We start from the raw sequence: 3121 nt of genomic DNA on the forward strand, positions 1-3121 counted from the left end.
CACTTACCTATCAGAAACCATCAAAGGAAATACTTGAGCTTGTAGATGTACCCCTGGCGCCATCAGTAATAGTTGATGACCACAAAGATTTTATGATCTTTCTATATCGCGATGCCTATAAAAGTATCGATGAAATATCCCAGGAAGAATTAAGGTTGGGGGGATTAAGAATTAATCCGAAAACCAATATTGGAAGCCGGGTGACTTACTATAATAATTTAAAAATAAAACCGATCATAAATAATGAATCTGAAGTAATTCAGGTAAGTGGATTACCACAAGAACCAAAATTGACCAATTTTAGCTACTCGCCAGATCAAAAGAAAATTGCCTGCACAAATACTACTTCTTCCGGGGTTGAAGTCTGGGTAGTTGATATCCTTAAACAAACTGCAACAAAATTGACCGAACCGAAGGTTAATAGCAACCTTCGAAATGCGATAAACTGGTTTGAGGATGGGAATGCCATCCTGGTGAAAATGATTTCCCCTGACAGGCAGGAACTTATTGATACAAAAAATGCTGTTCCCACCGGCCCTACAATTTCCGTGAATGACGGAAAAAAAGCGCAAAACAGAACGTATCAGGATTTATTAAAAAACAAGAATGATGAGCATAACTTTGAACAACTCGCTTTATCAGAGCTTTACAAAGTTTCAATGGATGGAACAAGTGAAAAATGGCTGGACAGTGATATGTACAATAGCATTAGGTTTTCCCCGGATGGTGAATACGTAATGGTAATAACTGTTGAAAAACCATTTTCATACCTGGTGCCTTATCGCAGATTTCCCTCCAAAACTGTTATTTATTCGAAGGATGGCCAAAAGGTTGAGACCGTTATAGAAGTCCCTTTGATTGAAGATCTGCCTAAGGGTTTTATGGCTGTCCGCAAAGGGAAAAGAAGATTTAGCTGGAGGAACGACATGCCTGCAAGCCTGGTTTATGCCGAAGCTCTGGATGGAGGTGATCCTGAAAAAGAAGTAGTATACCGGGATGAAGTTTTTCAATTAGATGCCCCGTTCAATGGAGAACCACAGAGCCTGATAAAAACCATAAACAGATATGACAGTGCGGTATGGGGTGATGAAAATACAGCACTTATCATTGATTACTGGTGGAATACAAGAAATACCAAGACTTATTTATTTAATCCATCTGATTCTTCTGTAGAACCTAAAACTCTTTTTGACAGAAATTATCAGGATAGATACAGTGATCCGGGAGATTTTGTGACAAAAAGGAACAAAATGGGGAGTGATGTCCTGGCTTTGAAGGGTAGAGAAGCCTTCCTTAACGGAGCCGGATATTCTGAAAAAGGACAATTCCCATTTATTGATAAAATTAACCTTAAATCGCTCAAAACAAGTAGAATTTATCAATCGGGATATACTGACAAGCTCGAAAGCCTTACAAGTTATGATGTTGACAAAAATGAGCTCCTTGTAAGACTGGAATCACCCAATGAGTATCCTAACTATTTTATCAGAGATTTAAAGAAAAATCAGCTTAAGCAGTTAACCAACTTTGACAATCCTTTTAAAAGTATACAGAATATCCATAAAGAAGTAATTACTTATAAAAGGGACGATGGCTTAGATTTATCGGGTACTTTATATCTTCCCGTAGGTTACAACAAGGAGGAAAAAGAAAAAATGCCCATGATTTTATGGGCCTATCCTCGAGAATTTAAAGATCAATCTAGTGCATCACAGAAGACTTCAAACCCGAATAAATTTACCTTTCCATACTACGGATCACCAATTTATTGGGTGACAAAAGGTTTTGTCGTGCTGGATGGCGCTTCATTTCCCATAGTAGGGGAAGGTGATGATGAACCTAATGATACTTTTAGAACGCAATTAGTGGCAAATGCCAAAGCCGCAATTGACGCAGTAGATGCATTGGGTTATATTGATAGAACCCGCGTTGCTGTTGGAGGACATAGTTATGGAGCATTTATGGTTGCTAACCTGCTTTCCCATTCCGATCTTTTCGCTGCTGGAATTGCGAGGAGTGGTGCTTACAATAGAACCCTGACACCTTTTGGATTCCAAAGTGAAGAAAGAAATTATTGGGAAGCTCCGGAAATTTATTACACTATGTCTCCGTTTATGCATGCTGATAAAATGAAGACGCCTTTACTAATGACTCATGGTGAAGCAGATAATAATTCAGGAACCTATCCTATGCAAAGTATCCGATATTTTAACGCACTTAAAGGACTAGGAGCTCAGGTAAGGTTAGTTATGTTACCTAACGAAAGTCATGGTTACAGAGCAAAGGAATCTATTCTGCATCTACTTTGGGAGCAGGATCAATGGCTGGAAAAATATGTAAAGAACAAACCTACTGGTAACGATAAAAAAACGGAATTAAAATGAGCAATTATTAAGGTTGTTTTGTACGATTAAACGCTTCAGGTTCAAGGTAATCAATATACAAAATACCTTATAAAAAAATAATGTACAAAGAATTTGAAACGGAAAGATTGCTTATTAAACCAACTTCAGAAGGAGATGCGGAATTTATTTATAATCTTATGAATACTCCAAAATTTATTAAATATATTGGAGATAGAGATATCAAATCAGTCGAAAGTGCAGAAGATTATATTAAAACCAAAATGTTACCACAGCTCAAAAGACTTGGTTATTCTAATTACACAATATTTCGTAAATCTGACCTTATAAAAATAGGAACTTGTGGACTCTATGATAGAGAAGGATTAGCTGGTATAGATCTTGGGTTTGCATTTCTCCCCGGATATGAAAGGAAAGGTTATGCCTTTGAATCTGCAAATAGATTGAAGAAAGCTGCTTTTGAAGAATTTGAAATTAAAGAGATTAAGGCAATTACATCAAAAGAGAATATTTCCTCTCAAAGACTTTTAGAAAAATTAGGATTAGAAATGACAGGTACAATTAAACTACCAAATGAAGATGATGAACTATTATTATATACATTACATAAAAAAAGGCTACAATATTAAGAATACGGTATAAAAACAGGTATCCCTTAAAACCACTTAATCGAAAGAAAAATAACTATTGAATCCAAAAGAAGTAATATTAAGAGAACTCCATCTATCTGATATTTCTCAATTAGCAAAACTTGCCAA

2 protein-coding genes are annotated in these 3121 nt (G+C 36.2%); both read left to right on the forward strand.

The window, feature by feature from the left end; all coding sequences use genetic code 11:
• On the forward strand, positions 1 to 2384 hold a 2384-nt coding region (locus tag WBN20_RS09335; protein WP_424281489.1), incomplete at its 5' end, for an alpha/beta hydrolase family protein.
• A gap of 80 nt (positions 2385 to 2464) precedes the next feature.
• Entirely contained in the window at positions 2465 to 2992 is a 528-nt protein-coding gene (locus WBN20_RS09340; RefSeq protein ID WP_424281490.1) for a GNAT family N-acetyltransferase, read from the forward strand.
• The last annotated feature ends 129 nt before the right edge of the window (positions 2993 to 3121 follow it).

Origin of the sequence: Eudoraea sp. (genome assembly GCF_049665975.1) — a bacterium.
GTDB lineage: Bacteria > Bacteroidota > Bacteroidia > Flavobacteriales > Flavobacteriaceae > Eudoraea.